Origin of the sequence: Roseateles chitinivorans (assembly GCF_050632145.1) — a bacterium.
Classification (GTDB): domain Bacteria; phylum Pseudomonadota; class Gammaproteobacteria; order Burkholderiales; family Burkholderiaceae_C; genus Roseateles; species Roseateles chitinivorans_B.
The window spans coordinates 5403012-5424140 of sequence record NZ_CP192577.1 but is presented as its reverse complement, the minus strand read 5'-3'; the positions used below and the strand labels follow the sequence as shown (position 1 = coordinate 5424140).

The 21129-nt window shown below is 70.4% G+C and carries 21 protein-coding genes; 11 read left to right on the top strand and 10 right to left on the bottom strand.

The window, feature by feature from the left end:
• Positions 1–85: 85 nt before the first annotated feature.
• Entirely contained in the window at positions 86–940 is an 855-nt protein-coding gene (locus ACQ86G_RS24930; RefSeq protein WP_431257810.1) for a hypothetical protein, read from the bottom strand.
• Between the two features lie 308 nt (positions 941–1248).
• Here ACQ86G_RS24930 and ACQ86G_RS24925 point away from each other — a divergent pair, with 308 nt between their 5' ends.
• Positions 1249–3639, top strand: coding sequence for a hypothetical protein (locus ACQ86G_RS24925; RefSeq protein WP_431257809.1), 2391 nt, complete (start codon positions 1249–1251; stop codon positions 3637–3639).
• A 16-nt stretch (positions 3640–3655) separates the two neighbouring features.
• Here ACQ86G_RS24925 and ACQ86G_RS24920 read toward each other — a convergent pair whose 3' ends face one another.
• The 4 genes from ACQ86G_RS24920 to ACQ86G_RS24905 all read right to left on the bottom strand — a co-directional run bounded on the left by ACQ86G_RS24920 (position 3656) and on the right by ACQ86G_RS24905 (position 6873).
• Positions 3656–4234 carry an ankyrin repeat domain-containing protein gene (locus tag ACQ86G_RS24920; protein ID WP_431257808.1) on the bottom strand — a complete coding sequence of 193 codons (579 nt, stop codon included), beginning with the start codon at positions 4232–4234 and terminating at the stop codon, positions 3656–3658.
• 15 nt (positions 4235–4249) lie between these two features.
• Complete coding sequence (locus tag ACQ86G_RS24915; RefSeq protein WP_431257807.1) at positions 4250–4660, bottom strand: hypothetical protein; 411 nt, start codon at positions 4658–4660, stop codon at positions 4250–4252.
• 27 nt (positions 4661–4687) lie between these two features.
• On the bottom strand, positions 4688–5359 hold the full coding sequence (gene trhA / locus ACQ86G_RS24910; protein WP_431257806.1) for a PAQR family membrane homeostasis protein TrhA: 672 nt from the start codon (positions 5357–5359) through the stop codon (positions 4688–4690).
• 95 nt (positions 5360–5454) lie between these two features.
• Positions 5455–6873, bottom strand: coding sequence for a PLP-dependent aminotransferase family protein (locus ACQ86G_RS24905; RefSeq protein WP_431257805.1), 1419 nt, complete (start codon positions 6871–6873; stop codon positions 5455–5457).
• Positions 6874–7042: 169 nt separating this feature from the next.
• Between ACQ86G_RS24905 and ACQ86G_RS24900 the strand changes: the two genes are divergently transcribed.
• Entirely contained in the window at positions 7043–8743 is a 1701-nt protein-coding gene (locus tag ACQ86G_RS24900) for an MFS transporter (RefSeq protein WP_431257804.1), read from the top strand.
• Between the two features lie 15 nt (positions 8744–8758).
• Here the strand turns inward: ACQ86G_RS24900 and ACQ86G_RS24895 are convergent, their stop codons facing one another.
• Positions 8759–9940: a serine hydrolase domain-containing protein gene (locus tag ACQ86G_RS24895; protein ID WP_431257803.1), complete on the bottom strand. Its 1182-nt coding sequence runs from the start codon at positions 9938–9940 to the stop codon at positions 8759–8761.
• Between the two features lie 141 nt (positions 9941–10081).
• On the opposite strand from ACQ86G_RS24895, the gene ACQ86G_RS24890 reads away from it, so the two are divergent.
• Positions 10082–10516 (top strand): hypothetical protein, encoded by a 435-nt coding sequence (locus ACQ86G_RS24890; RefSeq protein ID WP_431257802.1) that lies wholly within the window; start codon positions 10082–10084, stop codon positions 10514–10516.
• Between the two features lie 91 nt (positions 10517–10607).
• Here ACQ86G_RS24890 and ACQ86G_RS24885 read toward each other — a convergent pair whose 3' ends face one another.
• The gene (locus ACQ86G_RS24885) at positions 10608–11102 is read right to left on the bottom strand and encodes a GNAT family N-acetyltransferase (RefSeq protein ID WP_431257801.1); all 495 of its coding nucleotides are present in this window, start codon (positions 11100–11102) and stop codon (positions 10608–10610) included.
• Positions 11103–11143: 41 nt separating this feature from the next.
• Positions 11144–11548, bottom strand: coding sequence for a RidA family protein (locus tag ACQ86G_RS24880; protein ID WP_431257800.1), 405 nt, complete (start codon positions 11546–11548; stop codon positions 11144–11146).
• 311 nt (positions 11549–11859) lie between these two features.
• On the opposite strand from ACQ86G_RS24880, the gene ACQ86G_RS24875 reads away from it, so the two are divergent.
• From ACQ86G_RS24875 to ACQ86G_RS24860, 4 genes are read left to right on the top strand one after another with little or no spacing between them, the layout of a single operon-like run.
• Positions 11860–12921, top strand: coding sequence for an SAM-dependent methyltransferase (locus tag ACQ86G_RS24875; protein WP_431257799.1), 1062 nt, complete (start codon positions 11860–11862; stop codon positions 12919–12921).
• Between the two features lie 10 nt (positions 12922–12931).
• On the top strand, positions 12932–13747 hold the full coding sequence (locus ACQ86G_RS24870; protein WP_431257798.1) for a DUF1295 domain-containing protein: 816 nt from the start codon (positions 12932–12934) through the stop codon (positions 13745–13747).
• Positions 13744–14529: a DUF6134 family protein gene (locus ACQ86G_RS24865; RefSeq protein ID WP_431257797.1), complete on the top strand. Its 786-nt coding sequence runs from the start codon at positions 13744–13746 to the stop codon at positions 14527–14529. Before ACQ86G_RS24870 ends, ACQ86G_RS24865 begins: the two co-directional genes overlap by 4 nt.
• 13 nt (positions 14530–14542) lie before the next feature.
• A complete protein-coding gene (locus ACQ86G_RS24860; RefSeq protein WP_431257796.1) occupies positions 14543–15010 on the top strand; it encodes a DUF2177 family protein in 468 nt (155 codons plus the stop codon).
• On the opposite strand, the gene ACQ86G_RS24855 is transcribed toward ACQ86G_RS24860, so the two are convergent.
• Positions 14973–15656 carry a ChrR family anti-sigma-E factor gene (locus ACQ86G_RS24855; protein ID WP_431257795.1) on the bottom strand — a complete coding sequence of 228 codons (684 nt, stop codon included), beginning with the start codon at positions 15654–15656 and terminating at the stop codon, positions 14973–14975. The genes ACQ86G_RS24860 and ACQ86G_RS24855 overlap by 38 nt on opposite strands.
• 29 nt (positions 15657–15685) lie before the next feature.
• Positions 15686–16279, bottom strand: a complete 594-nt coding sequence (locus ACQ86G_RS24850) for a sigma-70 family RNA polymerase sigma factor (RefSeq protein WP_431257794.1) — start codon at positions 16277–16279, stop codon at positions 15686–15688.
• Positions 16280–16590: 311 nt separating this feature from the next.
• Between ACQ86G_RS24850 and ACQ86G_RS24845 the strand changes: the two genes are divergently transcribed.
• The 4 genes from ACQ86G_RS24845 (at position 16591) to ACQ86G_RS24830 (ending at position 20954) form a co-directional block, all read left to right on the top strand.
• Positions 16591–17976 carry an NAD(P)/FAD-dependent oxidoreductase gene (locus ACQ86G_RS24845; protein WP_431257793.1) on the top strand — a complete coding sequence of 462 codons (1386 nt, stop codon included), beginning with the start codon at positions 16591–16593 and terminating at the stop codon, positions 17974–17976.
• Positions 17973–18947 (top strand): DUF1365 domain-containing protein, encoded by a 975-nt coding sequence (locus ACQ86G_RS24840; protein ID WP_431257792.1) that lies wholly within the window; start codon positions 17973–17975, stop codon positions 18945–18947. The genes ACQ86G_RS24845 and ACQ86G_RS24840 overlap by 4 nt, the downstream gene beginning before the upstream one ends.
• Before the next feature lie 13 nt (positions 18948–18960).
• Positions 18961–20286: a class I SAM-dependent methyltransferase gene (locus ACQ86G_RS24835; protein WP_431257791.1), complete on the top strand. Its 1326-nt coding sequence runs from the start codon at positions 18961–18963 to the stop codon at positions 20284–20286.
• A gap of 200 nt (positions 20287–20486) precedes the next feature.
• Positions 20487–20954: a GAF domain-containing protein gene (locus ACQ86G_RS24830; RefSeq protein WP_431261491.1), complete on the top strand. Its 468-nt coding sequence runs from the start codon at positions 20487–20489 to the stop codon at positions 20952–20954.
• Positions 20955–21129: the final 175 nt, after the last annotated feature.

Sequence of the window (21129 nt, the reverse complement as noted above, 5' to 3'; positions counted from 1 at the left end):
TTGGTGACGGCGATGGTAGCGCGCGCTCCTCGCGGTCCGGAGCGCCGGGCGTCCCCAAGTCCTGACAGGCTTGTGTCATCTCGTGTCACTCCGCCCGACGCGGGGCGCGGGTCATGGGCCTGATCGGCGCGATCGGCGGGATGGGCGGGATGGGCGGGAGGGAAGGCATCGTCAACGAGACGGTGCCCAGGAATGGCAGCCGCCACCGGACGGTGGACAGCAGGCACGCGCAGGCGCAGGCGAGGGCCAGCGCAGGGAGGGCCCCGGTGCGGGGCGCGAGCAGCACGAACACGGTGCCGAAGGCCGCCTTGCCGAAGAGGCCGCCGACATAGGCGCGCAGGAAGTGCGCGGCGGCGCGATGGCCGCCGTTGGCGTGCTCCGCCATGGCGACCGGCCCGGTGATCAGCGGCAGCGAGGACAGCAGCCCGGCGGCGAAGCCGCCCATGGCCGGACCGACCAGCGTCGCGATCGCGGTGAGACCGCCGGCCATTGCCGCGACCCGCCACATCGAGCAGCGCGGCCGGTGGCCGGGGACGACCTCCGTACCCAGCCTGGGCATGGCCGCGAAGGTGAGCGCGCAGCAGCCGAGCGCCAGCATCAGTGCGCTGGTGAGGTCGGTGCTGGCCGCCTTGGCGGGGAGGGCCATCGCCAGCGCGCCCACCAGCCCGCAGGCCAGTGCGACGGCACCGCCGCCGTAGCGGGCGGCCCGTGCATAACCCAGCGCGAAGACCGCCAGCATCGCGCAGGCGGCGACGCTGCCGATCGCGGCGCTGATCGCGAAGCCCAGGCCTTCATCGTGCGCCAGCCAGGCCAGCGTCGGCGCGGTGATCGTCGGCAGCGCGGCGACAAGACCTGCCACCCGGCGGCCGCCATGCCTTGCCGCCGCCATCACCAGCAGCACCATGCCCGCCGTCAGCAGGCCCTTGAACAACTCGTCCATCGCGCTCCCCTTGGGGACGACGGAGAAATCACGTCGTCCTGCCCAGGTGAACGAGGTGCGCGGCCGCGGACGGACAAGGACCCGGAACCTCAAGCAGGGGACAAGGGCATCGACGGTCTGCGTCCGTCGCGTGTCCGGCGTCCGCCCGGGACTTCGTTCAGTGAGGGAGCAGGTGCTGCGACGGTTGGACGACGCAGCGCCCCCCATCTCGTCATTTGCGGAGTCGCCATGTTCAGTGTTGACTGGTCCCCGGTGGAACGGAGGCTGCATGCCGCCGCGGTCGCCGTCCTTTGCGTGCTCCTGGTCGCGTGCGGGGAGGCGACGATCCGGCGCCGCCCGACGTCGCGGCGCCGCCGGCACCACCGGTGGGGACGCCGCCCGTCGTCACGCCGCCGGTCGTCACGCCGGCGGTGCTGACCATCACCCAGCAGCCCGCGGATGGTGCGGTCATCGCGGGCGCGCAGGCGAACTTCGTGGTCGCGGGGACCTGCAGCGCCGGCAGGCTGAACGTCCAGTGGCAGCGCAACACCGGCGCCGACGGTGCGTTCGTCGCGATCGCCTCGGCGACGGCGACGAGCTACGCGTTCACCAGCGCCATTGCCGACAACGGCGCGAAGTTCCGCGCGGCGCTGGACTGCGGCGGCGAGAGCGCGACCACCAGCGCGACGGCCACGCTGGCCGTGAGCAACCCCGTGGCCAGCGTGCTGGCGCCCATCGCGGTCACGGGCCTGCGCCACCAGGCGCCGATCGCGTTCTCGCGGGGCATCGTCCGGGAAAGCGCGGGGAGCTACGCCTTCGTCTCCGGCAATGCCGTGCTGCGACTGTCCGCGGACATGTCGTCCATCACGCCGGTCGCCGGATCGGTCGGCGATCTGGTCGGCTCATCGGTCGATGGCGTCGGCACGGCCGCCGGGTTCGCGGACCCGTACGGCATCACGGTCGACGCCTCGGGCACTCTCTACGTGACGGAGCGATCCAGCAACGTGATCCGGCGCATCGCCTCCGACGGCACGGTGACGACGATCGCCGGCGCACGGGGGCAGTCGGGCAGTGCCGACGGCACTGGCAGCGCGGCAAGGTTCTACTTCCCGAGCGCCATCGGCATCGGCCCGGATGGCGACCTCTACGTCGCGGATCGCGGCAACCAGGTGGTCCGCCGCGTCACCACGGCCGGCGTCGTGACGACCTATGCCGGCACGCCCGGGATGTCCGGGTACGTCGACGGTGCCGCCCTGGGGGCGAAGCTCAGCTATCCCACCGGCCTCGCGGTCGGCGGCGACGGTGTCGTCTATGTCTCCGGCTCGGACGGACGGGTCCGCCGCATCCTGCGCAGCGGCAACGCCGCCGGCGCGGTCCAGACGCTGGCCGGCACCGGCACCGGCGCCATCGTTCCCAACATGGACGGTACCGGCACGGCGGCGGTCATCGTGGTGCCCGAGCAGATGGCGGTCTCCGGAACCACGCTCTACGTCCGGGACAGCGCCGGCCTGGTGCGCACGATCGACACCGGCACCGCCGTCGTCACGACACTGGCGGGAACGGTGGCCGCGACCGTGCCCCGGGATGGTCCGAAAGGCGAGGCCACCATCGAGACGGCCATGAACGGTGGCGGACTGGTGCCGACACCGGACGGCGGCCTGCTGCTCACGGAAACCACCCTCTACCAGGGGGCGGTGCGCCGCATCGACTCGAGCGGCCTGGTCACCACGCTGGCCGTCGCGCATCCGTTGGGGTTCAACGGCACGACGGCGGGCACCGGCGTGCTCGCACAGCTGCCGTTCGCCTGGTTCCCCGAGGATGCCCTCACCGACGGGCTCAGCCACTTCAGCCGCGAGGTCGCCGTCGCTGGCGCGCCCGACGGCAGCCTGGTCATCGGCTCGATCGCCTCGCTGCGCCGCATCGCGCCGGGCGGCGCCGTCTCGCCCATCGCCGGGGCCATCGGCGTCGGCAGCTTCGACGGCACCGGCCGCGCGGCGGACATGCTGAACGCGAGCCAGGCGGTGGTGGTGGATCCGGCCGGGGTGATCTATTTCTCCGACGTGTCCACGATCCGCGCGGTCGACGCGACCCATGCCGTGCGGACGATCGCGGGCACGCCTTCGGTCTTCGGCGATTCCTCCGGACAAGGGCAGGGTGCGGTGGACGGCAACGGCGCCGGCGCGCGATTCACCAACGTGACCGGTCTTGCCCGCGCGGCCAATGGCGACCTGTACGCGTCGGATTCGATGAACTACGCCATCCGCCGGATCGACCCGGCCGGCAACGTCACCACCTATGCCGGCGTGATGGGCCAGAAGGCCGCGACCGACGGCCCGCGGGCGACGGCGCGGTTCACGATGCCGCTCGACCTGTCCCTGGCGCCGGACGGCTCGCTGTGGCTGCTCGACGGCGGCCGGAACGAGACGCCCACGGTCCGTCGCGTCGCGCCGGACGGGACGGTCAGCTCGCTGCCCGTGAAAGTCCGGCGGCTGACGGTCGACCCCGCGGGGAACCTCTACGTGATCTCCGAGGGCGGCGACCTGGCGAGCCTGGATCCGGCCACCGGCGCGCTGACGGTGCTGGTGCCGCTGGGGACCCGGCTCACCTTCGGCAGCGATCCGCGCCTGGGCGGCGACAGCAGTTGGGCGTTCGCCGCGGTGGGCGTCAAGCAGCTGGTGCTGATGTCGGATCATCAGTTGATCCGGGCGACGCTGCCGTGAGGCAAGACGAGGGGGATCAATGCACCCGCTTCAGCAACTGCAGGCAGCCTGCGCTCTCATGACCGCGTGCGATCTCGAGGGCCGACTCATTGAACCCGTTGAGGGCCGAGGGGTCGGCCCCTCGCGCGATCAACAGTGCTGCGATCTCCACCCTGTCGTTTTCCACGGCGAGATGAAGCGCGGTCTGGTTGAGCGGTCCCCGCTCGTCGACGGGTGCCCCTGCGTCGAGTATCAGCTCAACGAGGCGCACGTTTCCTGAGCGGATCGCCTGTTGCAGAGTCGGCTCGTCCTGGTTCGGAATTGACAGTAGCGCTCCGTTTTCCAGCAGCATTTGAACGATGGATTCACGGCCGATCAGGGCCGCCTCGCTCAGAGGGCTTCCGCCGCAGAAATTGAGGGTGTTGATATCGGGACCGTGGGCGAGGAGGGCGCGGACAGCCGCGACCGACTCACCGTGACAGAGCAGATGAATTGGCGTCTCTCCAAGTCCGGTTCTTGCGTTCAGCAGATCCGGGCGCTGCCCGAGCAGCGCGTCGCCCATGGCGGGATCCGTTGCGTACGCGCGCACAAGTGTCACGATGTCCTTGTCATGCATGGGTAGGGCAATGCTTCAAGCCGATTCCGGCGGCTGGTAGCGATCCTTCAGCACGATCTTCGCGATGCGGTGCTCGATGTGGGAGAACCGGGAGATGGACCCGGTGCCGTACTCAATCCTGAAGTATTCGCCGCTGGGATTGCGGGCGATGCGCTCCATCCAATAGAACCAGTGCCCGGGATGGCGCTTCCGGCCGAAGGCCTCGTACTCATGGACGACCGTGGCGGTGGCCGGATCGAAGCTGAACCGGGGATCGTTGGATGGCACGACGTGGGCTTGATAGACCCTCGCGGCTGCGGCACGGAATGTCTTCTGTTGCGCTTCCTCTTCGCGACGCAACTCGGGCAGCCTTCTGATGATCAGCATCGTCGCCACCGCGATCGGCACAGCGACGAGCAGGAGACAGAGGAGCAGGGAGAGGCGCACTCTCGACGGGGCAGCTGTCGACCGACCTCACGCGTAGGCGTAGAACAGCGCCGCGAAGAAGTGGCAGACGCTGCCGCCAAGCACGAACAGGTGCCAGACGAAGTGGGCGTAGCGCACCTTGTTGTCGAGGAGGAAGACGACCGCGCCCAGTGTGTAGCTCAAGCCGCCGGCGACCAGCAGCGCAAGACCCGGCCCCGGGGTGCGGTCGATCAGCGGCCCGATGGCGAAGACCACCACCCAGCCCATCGCGAGGTAGAGCGCCGTCGACACCAGCGGATGGCGCAGCCGGTTCAGCAGCTTGATCGTCACGCCGAAGGCGGCCGCGGCCCACACGGCGATCAGCAGCGTCACGCCGGGTCCGGAGTGCAGCACGCCCAGCGTGAAGGGCGTGTAGCTGCCGGCGATGAAGACGTAGATGGCGGCATGGTCCAGGCGCATCAGCCAGGCCTTGACGCGGCCGTTGGCCAGCTTGGCGGGCAGGGCGTGGTACAGCGTGGAGATGCCGTACAGCAGGATGCCGGTGGACGCGAAGATGGCGGCGGCGACCACGTCCGCCGACTCGCCGTGGTTCATCGCGCGGATGACGAGGATGGGCAGGGCCGCGATGGACAGCAGGGCGCCCAGCCCGTGGCTGATGGCGTTGGCGATCTCTTCGCCCAGGGTCTGGGGGCGGTCGGCGGGGATGGCGAGGTGCGTCATGAATCGGAATCTACATTCTGGCGGACAGGCCAATGATCGCTCAATCGCGCCGACGAAGGATCCGAGGGGCGTGTGGCTCGCGCGCGGGTGACGCGTCAGCCAGTCATCGACGCCGTCAGTTCCCCTAGTCGTCGCAGCGCGCCCGCACGTCGTTCATCGAGGGCGTGTCCCGCCGTGAGTCGCAGGCAGCTGTCGAAATCGCCGCTCGTGGTGAACACCGGACCGGGGACGAAGGTGATCGCGAACGCCCGGGCGCGGGCCAGGAGTTCCAGCGCGCGGAGTCCGTCGGGCAGCGTCACCCACAACTGATGGCCGAGCGGCCCGTGCCGGACCGTCGTCCCCGGCGGAAAGGCGTCGAGCGCCGCCGCCCGCCACGCGAGCACCCGGCGGCCGAGTTGCCGACGCAGCCGGCGCAGGTGGCGGTCGACCGCGTCGCCGCTCAGGAAATCGGTGAGCACCTGATCCGTCAATGCGGACAGCAATTCGCCATGCACCGCCCGTGCGGCGCGCATCTGGAGCCGGTGTCGTCCGCTCGCGATCCAGCCGACGCTCAGGCCGGTGCCGGTCACGCACGCCAGGCTGCCGCAATGGAGCACGCGGTCGTCCTGGTCGAAGGCCTTCAGGGGTCTGGGGCTGTCGGGGCCGATCGGCAATTCGCCGAGCAGGTTGCATTCGATGAGGGGCAGGTCGTGACTGCCGCAGGTCGACACCAGCGCTTCGCAGGCCGATGGCGACCAGACCGTGCCCGACGTGGAGGACAGCGCCACGTCCGCGATGCAGGCGACGACCGGGGCCGTGCGCAGCAGCCCGGCCATGGCGGTCGCCACCTCGTGTCCGTCCGACGCTGCGGGCAGCTCCACCACCTCCAGCCCCATGCTGTGCAGGACATCCAGCGCGCGGAGCGGCACCGGGCGGGTCACAGCCACGCGGTCGCCGGACCGGGTCAGCTCCCGCAGGCACAGCTGCAGGGATTCGCCCTCTCCGTGGGTGACGACCAGGTCGTCGTCGCGGATGCCGCATCCGCGTTGGCGCAGCCGTGCGGCCAGCGCTGCCCGCAAGGAGGACGAGCCTGCCACAGAACCGCCGACCCACGCGCCCGATGTGCCACGCAGACGCGCCTGCGTCAGGCGGCGCAGCGTCGACAGCGGCAGCAGGTCTTCCGGAAGCCCCAGATGCCCTAGCGAGAGGAGGTCGTCCTGTGACGCCGCCAGCGCCATGAGGCGTTCGCGGCGCAGGTTCAGCGCCTGCGGTCGTTCTGCTCGGGCGGGTGGGGCCGTGGGCGTGATCGTTCGTGCGAAGAAGCCCTGGCGCGGTCGCGCCTCGATCAGCCCGGCGTCCTCCAGGCGATGCAGCGCATGGGTCACGGTGGCCAGGCTCGCCGCGTGGCTCTCGCACAGGCTGCGGACCGACGGGAGTCGGGCGCCGGCGGCATGGCGGCCGTCGCGCAGCGCCTGGGCCAACTGGTCGGCGACCTGAAGGTAGCGGAAAGGGGAAGGCTCGGAAGGGGAACTCACGGCGTCGGTGGAAGCAGGGGGCGCGCAACGATACCGCGCTCGACCGTCCCTGTATCGATGCAGAGACATCGGCGGGCAATGGATACAGCCGGAGGGGCGGCTGTATCCATGCCGCAGCACTACGGCTGCGCCTGTCGGCGTCCGGGCCGGATGCCTAGAGTCCCGCCGCATGCCATTCGCTCCGCTCTTCTTCACCCTGCTCGGCCGCCGGTTCCGTGGACTGCCGGTCGACGGCCCGTCCGCCGCGCTGCTGCTGGCCGAGTTGACGGCGTTGTTCGCCAGCACCGTCGGACATGGCGCTGCGCTGTGGTGGCTGGCCGGAACCGCGGGCGTTCACGGGCTCACGATCTACGCCGTCCTGATGGCCGCGGTGGCGCTCATCAGCCTGCCGCTGCTGTCACCGCTGGGGGATCGGTCGGACAAGCGCCGGCTGGTTGTCTGGGGCCAGGCCTTGCTCGTGGTGGAGGCGGTGGCGCTGGTCCTGCTCGCCATCGTCGACGGCCTTGGCCTGGCGGCGCTGTGCGGCTGCGGCGCGTTGGCGACCGTGGCCAACGCGGTGATCCAGCCCGCGCGGTCCGCCCAGTTGCTGGACGTCGTCGCTCCCGCAAGGCTGGCCGCGGCGATCCGTGTCCGCCGCGGCGCGCAGGCGCTCGGCACCCTGGGCGGCCCGGCCGTGGGCGGGTTGGCGCTCGCGTCGGGCGGCACGGCCTGGGCATTCGGCATGCAGGCGCTGCTGGCGATCGGGGCCTGGGTCCTGGCGTGCAAGGTCAGGCCCGCTGCGCCGGCATCGCTCGTCGGGCCGCGTGAGGACTGGCGCGGCAGTGTGCGGGCAGGACTGCGCGCCAAGTGGCTCGTGCGCGTCGACCGGTGGTGGAGTCTGGCCGGCGCCTTGATGATGGTCTTCTTCCTTCCCGCCACGGGCATGCTGCTGCCGTTGAGGTTGCAGGCGTTCGGGGCCTCGCCGGCGTGGCTGGGGCTGTGCAGCAGCGCGCTGTCGGTCGGTGTGCTCGCCGGCGTGCTGGGCATCGCCGACCGATGCATGGCGCGGCTTGGCCGCCTGCGGGCGATGGCGTCGGCCATCGTGCTGTGCGGCCTGAGTCTGGGCGGTGTCGGGGTCGCGGACGGGCCCGGTGCGTTGGTCCTGTGCTTCGGCGTGATCGGGGTCTGCCTCTCCGTCACGCAGCTGATGGGCCAGACGCATCGCTCGCTGGCGGTTCCGGAAGACTTCCGCGCGCGGATGGCCGCCGCGCAATTGACCCTCTCGCATCTGGCCGCCGCGCTCGCGCCATTGCTGGCAGGCATGTGGCTGCAACGGTGGCCGGTGGCGTGGGTCTACGGCCTGATGAGCGCGGGCTTCCTGTTGAGCGGTCTCGCGCTGCTGGTGGTGCCTGACCTCAGGACGTTCCTCGGTACCCCGCCTGCGGAAGTCTCAGGCTGGTATGAACGGCGCTACCCGCACGCATTCCAGCGTCGGACTCCTATCATGGAAAAAACCTGGAGCCCCACCTTGCCTCACTTCATCCTGCATCACAGCGCCAACCTCAGCGGCATCGACGTGGATCGCTGCCTCACTGCAGTGAACGCCGCGCTCGCGGCGTCGGGCCACTTCGAGGAGATCGACATCAAGAGCCGGGCTTTCCAGGCCGAGCAGTTCCTCGTGGGCGTGGAAGCGCGCGGCCGCGCGTTCGTGGCCGGCACGCTGTCCGTGCTGACGGGACGCAGCGACGACACGCGGCGCGAGATGGGCGCGATCGCGCTGCGCGCGCTGGTGTCGTGCATCCCCGCGACGTCTGAACTCCACATCCAGGTCTCCGTCGAGGTCGTCGAGATCCAGCGGGAGACCTACGCGAAGGCGGTCATCGCGGGGTGAGCCGACGAGGTGGTCCTAGGATCCCGTCAACGCCTGATACGCCTTCCTCTTGAACCGCAGTCCATACGGATGGGCGTAGCCGAAGTAGCGCTGGGTCAGCAGCACGGCGGCGACGTTCAGGCGCGGATTGATCCACCACAGCGTGCCGGCGAGGCCGCCCCAGCCGACTTCCCCAGCCGCCTCGGCCGGCTCGCCCCGATCGGCGAACGCGCGCACCGCGGAGCCCAGGCCGAACAACCGTCCCGGCGTGGGCGGCGCATCGTCGAAGCGCACGTGCAGCCCCGGCGCGAGCTGGTTGCTGAACATCATGTCGATCGTGGCGGGCTTGAGCAGCGTCGGGCCACCGGGGATCAGGCTCTGGATCAGGCGGATGGAATCGTCGAGCGTGCTCACCAACCCGCCGCCGCCGGACTCCAGCGGCGCGCGTTCGACATAGGCGCCGGGATAGGGCTTCTCGTCGACGCGCGGCAGGCCGGGCGTGTCGGGGTCGTTGAAGTCCGCGCCCTCGTAGAGCACCGTCAGCCGGTCCCGCTTGGAAGGCGGCACCCAGAAGTCCGTGTCCACCATGCCGAGCGGCTCGAAGATGTGCCGGGCCAGGAACTGGCCTAAGCGCTCGCCGCTGACCACCTCCACCAGGCGTCCCAGCACGTCCATGGACACCGAGTATTCCCACTGCGTTCCAGGATGGAAGATCAGCGGCAGATCCGCCAAGGCCTTCATCATTCCCGCCAAATCGCGGCGGTGGTCGAGGACGCGGGCCTGGTTGTAGGCGTCGTACATCGGCGAGCCGGGATCGAAGACGCCGTAGGTGAGGCCCGAGGTGTGCGTCAGCAGGTGGCGCGCGGTGATCGGGGTTCGGGCGGGCTCGGTGTCCGACAGGTCGCGCGCGCCGGGGCGCAGGACGCGACGGTGCGCGAGTTCGGGGAGATGGGGATCGACGGGATCGTCCAGGCCGAGCCGCCCCTGTTCCACGAGCAGGAGGACGGCGCAGGCCGTGATCAGCTTGGTGCTGGAGAACATCCGGAAGAGATGGTCCTCGCGCAGCGCGATGCCGGCCTCGCGGTCGGCGGCGCCGTAGCAGAAGCGATCCACGACTGTCCGTCCTCGCAGCAGGGCGGTCGCCACGTTGGGCAGGAACTGCTGGTCGACCTCCGCTCGGAGGGAGGCGTGAAGGGCGTCGAAGGGGCTATCCGTCATCTGGGCTTCCCGGCGTTGAAGCGGGGACTGTAAGGGCTGGCCACGGACCGGGCTGCCAGGCCGGTCTCGCGAGCGGGCACCTGGCTTGCTGGCAGGATCGTCATCCCCAACACCCGGCGCGCCGAGCGCGTGCACAGTGCCATGAACTTCCTGCCATCGACCGCCGTTTCGCTGCTCGTTCTCACCGCGTCACTCGCCGGCTGCGACCGTGCGGCGTCGCCGCCATCGGCACCTGCGTCGTCCGCGCCGGTCGCTGCGACATCCGCGTCCGCTGCGTCTCCGGCAGCGTCAACACCTGACCCCGCGCAGGCCTGGCTGGGACGCTGGAACGGGCCGGAGGGCACCTACCTGCAACTGGAGGCCGCCGCCGGCGGCAGCTACGAGGTCCGCATCAAGGACCTGGATGCGGAGCGGACGTTCCAGGGGACCGGCAGGGACGGGGAAGTTCATTTCGTGCGCGACGGCAAGCAGGAGTCGATCAAGGCGACCAACGGCGACGCCACGGGCATGAAGTGGCTGGCTGGGAAGACGACCTGCCTGACGGTGCATCCCGGGGAGGGCTACTGCCGGGATTGAAGGAGGCTGGAGCCCGTGACGGGCCGTGCGGCCCTGGCGATGGCTTCGCCCAGTCAGAGCGATGGCGGGTCGCGCCGGATCACACGCCGGATCACACCAGCAGCAACCCCAGCACATGCTCGTCGACATAGTGCGCCTGATCGGCGCGCTTGTAGAAGTCCCTGAGCGTCCCTTCGACGACGAAACCGAGCCGCTTGTAGAAGGCCAGCGCCTGGCCGTTGTCGGTCTCGGCGTAGAGCTCGACGCGGCGGATGCCGGCCTCGCGGAAGTGGCGCAGGGCGTCGTCGATCATGGCCCGGCCTACACCCTGGCCATGGCGCCGCGGATCGACGGCCAATGTGCCCAGCAGGAGCACATGGTTGACGCGGCCCGGATAACGCGTCGCCCGGTAGAAGCCGGCGATCTCGCCGTCCACTTCCCAGATCCAGAAGGCGCCGCTGCGCACGAGTTCCTCGTAGATCGGCACGAAGGACGCGAGGTCCATCGGCTCGTAGGTCAGGTAGGGATCGACCTTGGGATGCGAGTAGATCGCGAAGACTGCTTCCAGGTCTTCGGGTCGGGCGAGGCGTCGTGCGGAGATGCTCATCGTCAGGGCTCACGGGGGCAGTCGTTGCGCCCCAGTGTCCCTCAGCTGCATGCGGATTCAGGCAGCTTGGCGATGACCTTGATCTCGAACTGGAAGCCCGCCAGCCAGGTGACGCCGATGGCGGTGGCGGTCGGGTAGGGCGCTTCGCCCCAGAACTCGGCGGCGACTTCCCAGGCGCGCTCGAAACGGGTGTGCGGGTCCACCATGAAGACCGTCACGTCGATGACGTCGGCGAAGGTGCAGCCGGCCTCGGCCAGGATCGCATTGAGATTCCTGAACGCGAGGCGGACCTGGTCGTCGAGTTCCGGTTCGGGAGAGCCGTCGGCCCGGCTGCCGACCTGGCCCGACACGAACAGCAGGCCATTGGACCGGATGGCCGGGGAATAACGATGCAGCTCGTACAGGGCGTGACGGTTGGGCGGAAAGACGACGTCGCGGGTACTCATGAAAGGCGTTCCTTCAAAGTGATGGCGGATGCAGCCACTGTAGGAATTCGACGATCACCGATAAACAGCCAGTTCGCACAAGCAGTGTTTGCCGGCGCCAAACAGTGGAAGGTCGCGACCGCCTCGTCTCGCGTCGCTTCAAGGCTCGTCCCGACGTCGGCCGATCAGGCCTTGGCCGGTGCCGTCCAGCGCCGCCAGCGCCCGGCGTCCTCCGCTGATCGCGCCAGCGCTCGGGAAATCGCATCAACGCCCGGAGATCCAGATCGGCGGGTCTTGCGTATAGAGCCGGTCCTCCGCTTCCAGGCGCCCCCATGGATCTCGACATCTCCTCGATCGCTGTCCGGCTCGCCGAGCGCGGCCTGCTGCCGGAGGCCGCCGTGCGGCTGGGCATCCGCCGCCTGTTGCGCCAGCGCCTCGATGAATCGCATCATCATGACTACGAGACAGCCGCCGCGCTGACGCAGTCCTTCCTGGCCTCGCTGCGCGCGGCGCCGCTGGCCGTGCAGACGGACAAGGCCAACGAGCAGCATTACGAGCTGCCCGCGGCGTTGTTCGAGGCGATGCTCGGCCCCCAGCGCAAGTACAGCTGCTGCTGGTGGCCGGAGGGCGTCGACACGCTCGAGGCCGCCGAGGAGGCGGCGCTCGAGGCCACCGTCGCGCGCGCCGGGCTCGCCGACGGGCAGCGCATCCTCGAGCTCGGTTGCGGCTGGGGCTCGCTGAGCCTGTGGATGGCCGCGCGCTTCCCTGCCGCGGAGATCCTCGCCGTGTCGAACTCGGCCTCGCAGCGCGCCTTCATCGAGGGCCAGGCCGAGGCGCGCGGGCTGCGCAACCTGCGCGTGGTGACCTGCGACTTCAACGCGTTCGGCGAGGACGGCAGCCTCGACCGCCGCTTCGACCGCGTCGTGTCCGTCGAGATGTTCGAGCATCTGCGCAACTGGCCGCGCGCGTTCCGCAAGGTCGCCGGCTGGCTGCGCGATGACGGCCGCTTCTTCATGCATGTCTTCGCGCATCGCGAGGCGCCGTACGCCTTCGAGGTGCGGGACGCGACCGACTGGATGAGCCAGTACTTCTTCTCCGGCGGGATGATGCCCAGCGACGACCTCGCGCTGCTGTGCCAGGACGACCTCGCGCTGCAGGAACGCTGGCGCTGGGACGGGCGCCACTACGCGCGCACCGCCGCCGCCTGGCTGGAGCGCTTCGACGCGCAGCGCGCCGCGCTGTGGCCGGTCTTCGAATCGGTCTACGGCGCCAAGGACGCACCGATGTGGTGGCAGCGCTGGCGGCTCTTCCTGCTGTCCGTCGAGGAGCTGTTCGGCTACGACCGCGGCCAGCAGTGGTGGGTCAGCCACTACCTCTTCGCGCCGCGGCGCTGAGGCCACCGCCATGGCATTCCTCGAATCGCTGCCGGCCACGCCCGCGCTGGGCCTCACGGGTCTGCTGATCGCCGTCGTCATCGCGGTGCCGACCTGGCTCGCCAGTCTCCCGCTGCGCGACGCGAGTCTTGCCGATCGCGTCTGGTCGGCGTTCATCGCGATTCCCGTCGCGTTCTATGTGTGGAAGACCGGCGGCGACGCGCGCGCCGACGTCATGCTCGCGATCACGCTCGCCTGGGCGGTGCGACTCGGCGTCTACGTCACGATCCGCAACTGGGGTCACGGCGAGGACCGTCGTTATCAGGCCATCCGCGAGCGCAACCAACCGAACTTCGCGCTCAAGAGTCTCTGGCTCGTGTTCCTGCTGCAGGCGGTGCTCGGATGGATCGTCGGCTGGCCGATGCTCGTGGCCAGCGCGCCGGGCACGGCGCCTTGGGGCGTGTGGGACGGCCTCGGCGCCGCGCTCGCGGCGGGTGGGCTGCTCGTCGAGACGGTCGCCGACGCGCAGCTCGCGCGCTTCCGCCGCGATCCGGCCCATCACGGACAGGTCATGGATCGAGGGTTGTGGCGCTACTCGCGCCATCCCAACTACTTCGGAGAGACCTGTGTCTGGTGGGGGCTCGGCGTGATGGGCCTGGCCGCCGGCGGGTGGGCCGGCGCCTGGGCCTTGGTCTCGCCGTTGCTGATGACGATCCTGCTGCTGAAGGTCTCCGGCGTCACGCTGCTGGAACAGGACATCGGCGAGCGTCGCCCTGCATATCGCGACTACATCGCGCGCACGAGCGCCTTCATTCCGTGGCCGCCGAAGCGCGAGGCCGCACGATGACCGCAGCCTCGTCGACGCACGCTTCCCCGATGGCCGCCCGCGTTGCGGCCGTCGGCGCATTCATGCGCGTCATGCGTGTCATGGTCGCCGTGTCCGTCGTGACGGCCGGAGCCGCCGGACTGGCAGCATCGGCTCGCGCCGAGACCTGGAACTTCGAGGTGCGCCTGGACGGCAAGCCGATCGGCACGCACCGCTTCACCGTCGACGGCCCCGAGGCGGCGCGCGAGGTCACCAGCATCGCCGCCTTCGACGTCAAGCTGCTCGGCATCACCGTCTTCCGCTATCGCCACGAGGCGCGCGAGCGCTGGCGCGGCGATTGCCTGCAGGAGATCCGCAGCCGCACCGACGACGACGGGAAACCTGTCCAGGTGGACCGGCGGTGGGAACCCACGATGCCTGCAGCGTCCTCCGCCACTTCCGCCACCTCCGTCACCTCCGTAGCGCCCGTGGCGTCCGCAGCGTCTGGCGAACCGGCCTGCCTCATGAGCTACGCGTACTGGCATCCCGGGCTGATCCGACAACAGCGCCTGCTGAATCCGCAGACCGGCGAGGTGGACGAGGTCCGCATCGAACGTCTGCCCGATGCGACCGTCCCGGCAGGCGGCCGCGACGTCGACGCGTCGCGGTGGCGCATCACGTCGACGGCGACGGCGACCTCGTCAGGCAAGTCCTCGCCCGCGCGCCAGGTGCTGACGCTGTGGCGCGATCGCGCCGATGGGCGCTGGATCGGACTCGACGCGCAGGTGAAGGGCGATCGTGTGCTGAGCTATCGCCTGCCTTGAACCGGAGACCCCCATGAGCTTTCGCGACGATCCGATCCCCACGCGAGCGCCGGCCTGGCGCTGGCCGCTCGCCTATGTCCTCACGCTCGTCGTGTTCCTTGCGATGGACGCGGTCTGGCTGAGCCTCAGCTCGAGCGCGTTGTACCAGCCGGCCATCGGGCATCTGATGGCGGCCACCATCGACTGGCGTGCCGTGGCGGTGTTCTATCCGCTGTACGTCGGCGGGCTGGTGTTCTTCGCGATCGCGCCGGCCTTGGCGGGGCGCCCGTTCGCCGGGGCGCTCGGCCGCGGCGCGCTGTTCGGTTTCCTCGCCTACGCGACCTACGATTTCACCAACCAGGCCACGCTGCGCGATTGGCCCTGGCACGTGACGGTCATCGACCTGGTCTGGGGCACGACCGTCAGCGGCGTCTCCGCCGCAATCGCCTCGGCGCTCACCGCGCTCACATGCCGACGAGCGATCCGAACCAGCGGGCGATGACCCCGTCGAAGTGCAGGCGGCCCTCGACGGCCGCCACGCAGATGCACTCGCTGCCGTCCTGGACCACCGGTTGATGGTGGACCTCGTCGTCGGCGAGGTCGAAATCCCCCGGCCCGAACAGCGCCCGGCCGTCATGGAACCGGCCGTAGATGATCTGGGTCAGCTCGGTGCCGCGGTGCGTGTGCTGCGGCAGGTACTTGCCGGCGCCGATGCGCAGCAGGAAGACGTTGGCCTCGGGCGCATCCGGCACGGTCACGCGGCTCCAGCGCATGCCGGGGCCCAGCCAGCGCCAGCGCGTCGCGCTGCAGCCTTCCAGCGCCTTCGGCCAGACCGCGCCGGCCGGCAGCGGCGGCGGGGCCGGCACCTTGCGCGGTACCGGCGTGCCGACGGCGCGCTCATTGCGCGCCAGCCGGTCGATGCGGTCGAAGGCGCGCGCGAGCGCATCCTCGCGCATCGTCGCCTCCGGTTGTTCCTCCAGGATCACGCCGCCGAGCGCGCGCAACGTCGCCACACGTTCCCGGCAGACCGGGCACAGCTCCAGGTGGGTCTCGGTGACCAGCCGCAGGCCGATCGGCAACGCGCCGCTGACGAGCGACAGCAGCAGCTCGTCGGCGGGGTGATGGCGGATGTCGGGGGACGGGAGCATGGTCGGGGAGGGCAGCAGGAGTCGGGACATCAGAGGTCGATCAGCCGGCGCAGGTGCGCCACGGCCAGCCGGATCCGCGACTTGACGGTGCCCAGCGGCAGGCCGAGTTCGGCCGCGATGCGGGCATGCGGTTCGTCGTCGTAGAAAGACAAGCGCAACACCTGCGCCTGCTCGGGCGGGAGACGGGTGAGCGCCTCCCGCACGCGGCGCGACAGCCGCGCCGCGTCGGCGTGTTCGGCGACGCCGGGCTGGTCGGCCTCGAGCCGGTCGAATTCGAAACACTCGTCGCCGGCGCCGTCCAGCAGGTGGCGCCGGGCGGCGTCGATGCGCAGCCGGCGCGCGATCGTGAAGATCCAGGTCGAGACCGCCGCCTGCTTCGGATCGAAGAGCGCGGCCTTGCGCCAGACCATCACCAGCGCGTCCTGCGCCAGGTCCTCGGCGGCGCCGTCGGTGCTGCCGGTGCGGATCAGGTAGCTCTTCACCCGCGGCGCGAAGTGGGAGAACAGCCGGCCGAAAGCGTCGCGGTCCTGCAGCTCGGCCACGCGGCGCATCAGCGCCGGCCAGTCGTCCCCGGGCGGGGACGGCGGCGCGCTGCGGTCGGGATCGATCGGGACGATCTTCAAGTGGCGGGCTTTCGGCGGGGACGTGCGGCGGGGCGCTGGCGTCGACGCGGCGTTCAAGGACATGGCGGACACGGGCCCGGCGCCCGGCGGAAGGGCCGGGGCCGAGGTCGGTTCGTCGCGTCGCAAGGGGCCCATGGACGCTCTTACGCGGCGGACGACGTTCCGGATCATCGCTCGACTCGGGGGCGGCCACCACGCGGGCGACCCTCGCCCGGGCGGGCGGTGTTCCTTCACGGTGGAGGAATCCAAAACGCGGCCGTCCGCGTAGAAGCGCCAGAGAGTCACAGACCGCCCATCACCCCCACGCGCCCATGGACCGCCCCGACGACCACCCCAGCCTGCCCATGCCGCTCCTCGAGGAAGGACGCCGGTTGCGGGTGGCCGTCGTCGGCGCCGGGATCTCCGGCCTGTCCTGTGCGTGGCTGCTGTCGCAGCGGCACGACGTGCAGGTCTTCGAGGCGGACGGCCGCATCGGCGGCCACAGCCACACGGTCGACGCGCCCTGCGGGCTGCTGCAGGTGCCGGTCGACACCGGCTTCATCGTCTACAACGAGCCCGCCTATCCCAACCTGAGCGCGCTGTTCCGTCACCTGGACGTGCCGACGAGGGCCTCGGACATGTCCTTCGCGGTGAGCCTGAACGACGGCGGGCTGGAATACGCGGGGACCGACCTCAACGGACTCTTCGCCCAGCGCCGCAACCTGCTGCGTCCGCGCTTCTGGGGGATGCTGCGCGACCTGCTGCGCTTCTACCGCGAGGCGCCCCGCGACGCCGCCGAGTGCGGCGACCTGGCGCTCGACGACTACCTGGACGCGCGCGGCTACGGCCGCGCCTTCCGCGATGACCACCTCTACCCGATGGGGGCGGCGATCTGGTCGTCGTCGGCGGCGGACATCGGGCGTTATCCGGTGGCGGCGTTCGTGCGCTTCTGCGAGAACCATGGGCTGCTGAAACTCGCCGACCGGCCGGTCTGGCGGACGGTGGACGGCGGCAGCCGCGAGTACGTGCGGCGGCTGACGCGGGGCCTCGAGGACCGGCTCCACCGCGACGAGCCGGTCATCGCCGTCGCCCGCGAGCTCGGCGGCGTGCGGCTGCGCACGCGGCGCGGCGCCTGGACGCCGACCTTCGACCACGTGGTGCTGGCCACGCACGCGGACCAGTCGCTGCGCATGCTGACGGCGCCGACGGCGACCGAGCAGCGGCTGCTTGGCGCGTTCGCCTACACGCGCAACCTCGCGGTGCTGCACCGCGATCCCGCGCTGATGCCGCGCCGTCGGGCCGTGTGGTCGAGCTGGAACTACCTCGCCGGGCAGCGCGACGACCTCTTCCAGCTGCCGCCGACGGTCACCTACTGGATGAACCGGCTGCAGCCGCATCTGCCCCAGGGCCGCGGCGCGTCGCCGCTGTTCGTGTCGCTGAACCCGTCGGTGGCACCCAAGCCGGAGCACCTGATCCGCACCGACGTCTACGAGCACCCGCGCTTCGACGCCGTCGCGATCGCGGCGCAACGCGAGCTCTGGTCGCTGCAGGGCCAGCAGCGCACCTGGTTCTGCGGCGCCTATTTCGGGTCCGGGTTCCATGAGGACGGGCTGCAGGCCGGGCTCGCGGTGGCCGAGGCGCTCGGCGGCGTGCGCCGACCCTGGACCGTCGCGGGCGAGTCCGATCGCATCCACCTGCCGCGGACGGTGGCCGCATGAGCAGACGGCCGGACGCGGACCTGCACTCGGCGATCTATCGCGGGCCGGTGATGCACCAGCGGCTGCGGCCGCTGCGGCACCGCCTGCAATACCGGATGTTCACGCTGCTGCTGGACCTGGACGAACTGCCCGCGCTCCATGCCCGGTTGCGCTGGTTCTCGGTGAGGCGCTTCAACCTCTTCAGTTTCCGGCCGTCCGATCATGGCGACGGCACGGCCACGGACGTCCCCGGCCTGCGCGCCTACATCGACGCGCGTCTCGCGCTGGCGGGCCTGCCGATCGGCGGCGCGATCCGGCTGCTCGCGATGCCGCGCCTGCTCGGCCATGTCTTCAATCCGCTGAGCGTCTGGTTCTGCCATGCGCCGGACGGTCCGCTGCGCGCGATCGTCTACGAGGTCAACAACACCTTCGGCGAGCGGCACAGCTACCTGATCGAGGTCGACGAGGCGCAGCGCGAGGCGGCCGTCGTCGAGCAGCGCAGCGGCAAGCAGCTGTACGTGTCGCCGTTCCTCGGCATGGCGTTGACCTACCGGTTCAGGATCGAGCCGCCGCGCGAGCGGCTCTCCATCGGGGTCAGCGTTCATCAGGACGGGGACGACAGAAGCGGCGGCGTGGGTGGCCATGGGGGCGACCACGGAAGCGACGACGGGGGCAACGACGGCGGCGACCTGGGCGCGGCGGTCCTCAATGCGCGACTCGACGCGACGCGGGTGCCGCTGAGCGACGGCGCACTGCTGCGGCTGCTCGTGACCCACCCGTTGCTGACGCTCAAGGTCGTGGTCGGCATCCATTGGGAGGCGCTGCGGCTGTGGCTGAAGGGCGCCCGGCTGCATGAGCGGCCTGCCGCGCCGGATCGCCCGATGACCATCGTCCGTGCGAGCGGACCGACCCGACCTGAACCGGCCCGCGCGGCCCCGCAGACTTCACCGGCTTCACCGGCCGACCCCTCCAAGGCGACCTCGCATGCATGAAGAGAGCTCGTTCATGACCGCCCCCGCGGTCCTCGAGATCACCCCCGCGATCCTGGGCGGCGACCGGCTCGGTGCGCGCCACGACACGCTGCGGCGTTTGCTGTCACGCATCCAGCAGGGCCGACTGGCGCTGACGCTGCCCGACGGGCGTTGTGTCGAGGCCGTGGGCCCGTATCCCGGCCCCGCCGCGGTGCTGCACCTGCATCGTTGGCGACCGGCGATCCGGCTGCTGCTGCAGGGCGATCTGGGCCTGGCGTTCTCCTACCGGGACGGCGACTGGAGCACGCCCGACCTGACGGCGCTGCTGTCGTTCGGGATCGCCAACGAGGCCGCGCTGGGCAGCGTCGCGCAGACGCGCGGCCCGGCGCGCTGGTTCGCGCGTCTGCTGCATCGTGCGAATGCCAATACGCGCAGCGGCAGCCGGCACAACATCGCCGCGCACTACGACCTCGGCAACCACTTCTACGAACGGTGGCTGGACGACAGCATGCTGTATTCGAGCGCGCTGTACGACGACCAGCACAACGATGCGAACGGGGTGCCGCCCGGGCTGCGGCCTGAAGGAGCGGGCGCGGGAACGGGCGGGAATCCGCCTCGGGCGTCCGTCGACATCGACATCGATTCGCTCGAGCGCGCCCAGGCGCGGCGGCTCGATCGCATCATCGAACTGCTGGACCTGCGCGCGGGCCAGCGCGTGCTGGAGATCGGCTGCGGCTGGGGCACGCTGGCGGCGACGCTGGCCAAGCGCTGCGGCGTGGCGGTCGTCGGCCTGACGCTGTCGACCGAGCAGCTGCGCTTTGCCCAGGCGCGCGCCCGGCAGTGGGGCGTGGCCGACCAGGTCGACCTGAGGCTGCAGGACTATCGCGACGTCGAGGGCCGTTTCGACCGGATCGTGTCGATCGAGATGATCGAAGCCGTGGGCGAGGCCTACTGGCCGGTCTACTTCTCGACGCTGCGGGACCGGCTCCAGCCCGGCGGCCTGGCGGTGCTGCAGGCCATCACGATCGACGAGCAGCACTTCGAGCGCTACCGCGCGAATCCGGACTTCATCCAGCGCTGCATCTTTCCCGGCGGCATGCTGCCGACGCCCGAGCGGATGGCCGAGGAGGCCCGCAAGGCAGGCCTCGGCTTCTCGACCCAGACGCGCTTCGGGCGCGGCTACGCGGCCACGCTGGTCGAATGGCGCCGCCGCTTCCTCGCCGAGTGGCCCGCCATCGAGGCGCAGGGATTCGACCTGCCGTTCAAGCGGCTGTGGGAGTATTACCTCTGCTACTGCGAGGCCGGCTTCCGCTCCGGGCGGGTGGATGTGGGGCTGTACCGTCTGGCCCATGCAGGCTAGGGCGAATTCCTACAAGCTGTAACTTTCCTGGCACGTTGTCCCATGCCCCAGGCTGCGCTTCGGTAGCATGTTCCCTCCATCCAGCCCGTCCGCTGTTCCAGCCGCCGTTCTAGCCGTCCTCGCCCGATGTACGACCGTCCGTTCACCGCCCATTCCCTCGAAGTCGCGATTTCCGAACTGCTCGCCGCCACCGCGGACGGATTCGATCCGGAACTCGATGCGCGGATCACCAGCGTGCTGAGGGGCTGCGCGAGCAGCTCAACATGGACGTGGTGTTCGTCTCGGAGTTCCAGGATGGGGAGCGCGTGTTCCGTTTCGTCGACGGCGAGTCGGAGATCGACGTGCGGGTCGGCGATTCGGCGCCGCTGGAGCAGAGCTACTGCCAGCGCATCGTCGAGGGTCGCGCGCCGGAGCTGATGACCAACGCCGCCGCCGTGGCCGCCGAGCTCAAGCTCCCGCCGACGCCGGTGCCCATCGGCGCGCACCTGAGCACGCCGGTCGTGCTGTCGGACGGCCGCGTCTTCGGCACCGTGTGCTGCTTCAGCCTCCAGCCGAATCCGGCCCTGCGGTCCGAGGACCTGTCGCGCCTGAAGGGCTGCGCGCGGCTGGTGGCGCGCAAGGTCGAGGCGCAGGACTTCCTGGACACGCTGCCGTTCGAGAACGATTGAGCGCCGACGCGCAGCCGCATACCTTGCCGGGCTCACGTCATAGGCTTCGGCATCGGCGTCTTCAAGCGCCCGAAGGTGATCGGCGTCCTCCTAATCGGTGACGCGGATGTCGTCTCAGGATGGGACGTGAAAAGCGTCGAAGATCTTTACATGATCGTGATGTGGTCTTGATCGT

What these genes read in the sequence shown, in the direction of transcription:
- ACQ86G_RS24880 (WP_431257800.1), bottom strand. Translation starts at nt 11,548, where the DNA reads ATGAGTACCCGCGACGTCGTCTTTCCGCCCAACCGTCACGCCCTGTAC.
- ACQ86G_RS24835 (WP_431257791.1), top strand. Translation starts at nt 18,961, where the DNA reads ATGACCGCCCCCGCGGTCCTCGAGATCACCCCCGCGATCCTGGGCGGC.
- ACQ86G_RS24865 (WP_431257797.1), top strand. Translation starts at nt 13,744, where the DNA reads ATGACCGCAGCCTCGTCGACGCACGCTTCCCCGATGGCCGCCCGCGTT.
- ACQ86G_RS24885 (WP_431257801.1), bottom strand. Translation starts at nt 11,102, where the DNA reads ATGAGCATCTCCGCACGACGCCTCGCCCGACCCGAAGACCTGGAAGCA.
- ACQ86G_RS24845 (WP_431257793.1), top strand. Translation starts at nt 16,591, where the DNA reads ATGGACCGCCCCGACGACCACCCCAGCCTGCCCATGCCGCTCCTCGAG.
- ACQ86G_RS24840 (WP_431257792.1), top strand. Translation starts at nt 17,973, where the DNA reads ATGAGCAGACGGCCGGACGCGGACCTGCACTCGGCGATCTATCGCGGG.
- ACQ86G_RS24855 (WP_431257795.1), bottom strand. Translation starts at nt 15,656, where the DNA reads ATGCTCCCGTCCCCCGACATCCGCCATCACCCCGCCGACGAGCTGCTG.
- ACQ86G_RS24890 (WP_431257802.1), top strand. Translation starts at nt 10,082, where the DNA reads ATGAACTTCCTGCCATCGACCGCCGTTTCGCTGCTCGTTCTCACCGCG.
- trhA (WP_431257806.1), bottom strand. Translation starts at nt 5,359, where the DNA reads ATGACGCACCTCGCCATCCCCGCCGACCGCCCCCAGACCCTGGGCGAA.
- ACQ86G_RS24920 (WP_431257808.1), bottom strand. Translation starts at nt 4,234, where the DNA reads ATGCATGACAAGGACATCGTGACACTTGTGCGCGCGTACGCAACGGAT.
- ACQ86G_RS24895 (WP_431257803.1), bottom strand. Translation starts at nt 9,940, where the DNA reads ATGACGGATAGCCCCTTCGACGCCCTTCACGCCTCCCTCCGAGCGGAG.
- ACQ86G_RS24930 (WP_431257810.1), bottom strand. Translation starts at nt 940, where the DNA reads ATGGACGAGTTGTTCAAGGGCCTGCTGACGGCGGGCATGGTGCTGCTG.
- ACQ86G_RS24870 (WP_431257798.1), top strand. Translation starts at nt 12,932, where the DNA reads ATGGCATTCCTCGAATCGCTGCCGGCCACGCCCGCGCTGGGCCTCACG.
- ACQ86G_RS24900 (WP_431257804.1), top strand. Translation starts at nt 7,043, where the DNA reads ATGCCATTCGCTCCGCTCTTCTTCACCCTGCTCGGCCGCCGGTTCCGT.
- ACQ86G_RS24860 (WP_431257796.1), top strand. Translation starts at nt 14,543, where the DNA reads ATGAGCTTTCGCGACGATCCGATCCCCACGCGAGCGCCGGCCTGGCGC.
- ACQ86G_RS24875 (WP_431257799.1), top strand. Translation starts at nt 11,860, where the DNA reads ATGGATCTCGACATCTCCTCGATCGCTGTCCGGCTCGCCGAGCGCGGC.